2 protein-coding genes are annotated in these 1939 nt (G+C 70.2%); both read left to right on the top strand.

The window, feature by feature from the left end:
* Window positions 1–759 (top strand): UDP-glucose dehydrogenase family protein (locus C882_RS22685; RefSeq protein ID WP_043647383.1); only part of this gene is annotated, 759 nt, incomplete at its 5' end.
* Window positions 756–1939: glycosyltransferase family 4 protein (locus C882_RS22680; RefSeq protein WP_152415479.1), on the top strand; the 1184-nt coding region annotated here is incomplete at its 3' end. The genes C882_RS22685 and C882_RS22680, both read left to right, overlap by 4 nt.

The following is a 1939-nucleotide window of genomic DNA, read 5'->3' as shown; positions in this document are numbered from 1 at the left end:
ACGCCGATCCTGTTCACCAACCTGGAAACGTCGGAGATGATCAAGTACGCCGCCAACACCTTCCTGGCGGCCAAGATCACCTTCATCAACGAGGTCGCCGACCTGTGCGAGAAGGCCGGCTCCGACGTTCACGACGTCGCCAAGGGCATCGGCCTGGACGGCCGCATCGGGCGCAAATTCCTGCACCCCGGCCCCGGCTACGGCGGATCGTGCTTCCCCAAGGACACGCTGGCGCTGGTGCGCACGGCGCACGACCTGGGCAGCCCGCTGCGCATCATCGAAACCGTGGTGGACATCAACGCCCAGCGCAAGAATGCCATGGCCGACCGCATCATCGCCGCCGGCGGCGGCAGCCTGGCGGGCAAGACGGTCGCCGTCCTGGGCCTGGCCTTCAAGCCCAACACCGACGACATGCGCGACGCCCCGGCGCTGGACATTGTTCCCGCCCTTCTGGAGGCCGGTGCGACCGTGCGCGCCTTCGATCCTGAAAGCATGGACGAGGCGCGGAAGCTGCTGGACGGCATCACATACTGCGACAGCGCCTACGACACCATGGAAGGCGCCGACGTGCTGGCGATCCTGACCGAGTGGAACGAGTTCCGCTCGCTGGATTTTGCGCGCATCAAGGCCTTGATGACGGCGCCGGTGATGGTCGACCTGCGCAACATCTACGAGCCCGAAATGATGGCCGAGGCCGGCTTCACCTACACCTCGATCGGCCGCCCCTGGCCCTACGGACGCCGGGACGGCGGCGCATGAGCGGCGCCCTGCCCCGCCGCCGGCTCATGCTGGTGGTGACGGAGGACTGGTATTTCTGGTCGCACCGGCTGGGCCTGGCGCGGGCCGCGCGTGACGCCGGCTGGGACGTGACCGTGGCGACGCGCGTCACCGACCACGGCGAGGCCATCCGCGCCGAGGGCTTCCGGCTCGTGCCGCTGCGCATGACGCGGCGTCAGTCCAATCCGCTGCGGGAAGCGGCGGCCATTCTTCAGCTCGCCGCCATCTATCGGCGGGAACGGCCGGACGTCATCCACCACGTCGCCCTGAAGCCCGCGGCCTACGGCTCGCTGGCCGCCATGATCGCGCGCGCGCCAATTGTGGTGAACATGGTCGCCGGATTGGGCGGCGCCTTTACCGGACAGGGCGTGAAGAAGGCGGTGGCCCGGCGGGTGCTGCGGCTGGCGGCGCGGGTGCTGTTCGGCAACCGGCGCTCGCGCCTGATCGTGCAGAACCGGGACGACGCGGCCTTTTTCGTCGATCAGGGCATCGTGCCGGCGGCCCGCGTCCATCGCATCCCCGGCAGCGGCGTGGACTGCCGTCACCTGACCGCCCTGCCGGATGCCGAGGGGGCGCCCGTGGCCGCCCTTGTCGCACGCATGCTATGGAACAAGGGCATCGGCGCCACGGTGGAGGCCGCACGCATCCTCAAGGCGCGCGGCGTGCCCCTGCGGCTGGCGCTGGTCGGCCGCCCCGACCCCAGCAACCCCGACAGCGTCCCGCGCGAGACGCTGGAAGCCTGGCAGGCCGAGGGGCTGGTGGAATGGTGGGGCTACCGCGATGACATCCGCAAGGTCTGGGCGGAGGCGCATATTGCCCTGCTGCCCACCACCTACGGCGAGGGCATCCCGAAGAGCCTGATCGAGGCCGCCGCCTGCGGGCGCGCCATTGTGACCACCGACTGGCCGGGCTGCCGGGATCTGGTCGAGCACGGCGCGAACGGCCTGCTTGTCCCGCCGCGCGACGCGACTGCCCTGGCCGATGCCCTGCAGCGGCTGGCGGAAAACCCGGAGGAGCGCCGCTCCATGGGCCTGGCCGGCCGAGGCATCGTGGAGGGCGCCTACGCGCTGGAGGCCGTCAACGCGGCGACCCTGGACATCTACGATGACATGCTGACCCGGCCCGGCGCGGCGAAACCGGCTCATACCAAATCCGACGGGCA

This window comes from Caenispirillum salinarum AK4 (genome assembly GCF_000315795.1).
GTDB classification, from domain to species: Bacteria; Pseudomonadota; Alphaproteobacteria; order Rhodospirillales; family Rhodospirillaceae; genus Caenispirillum; species Caenispirillum salinarum.
The sequence above is the reverse complement of the archived record's forward strand: the minus strand, read 5'-3'. Positions and strand labels throughout refer to the sequence as shown.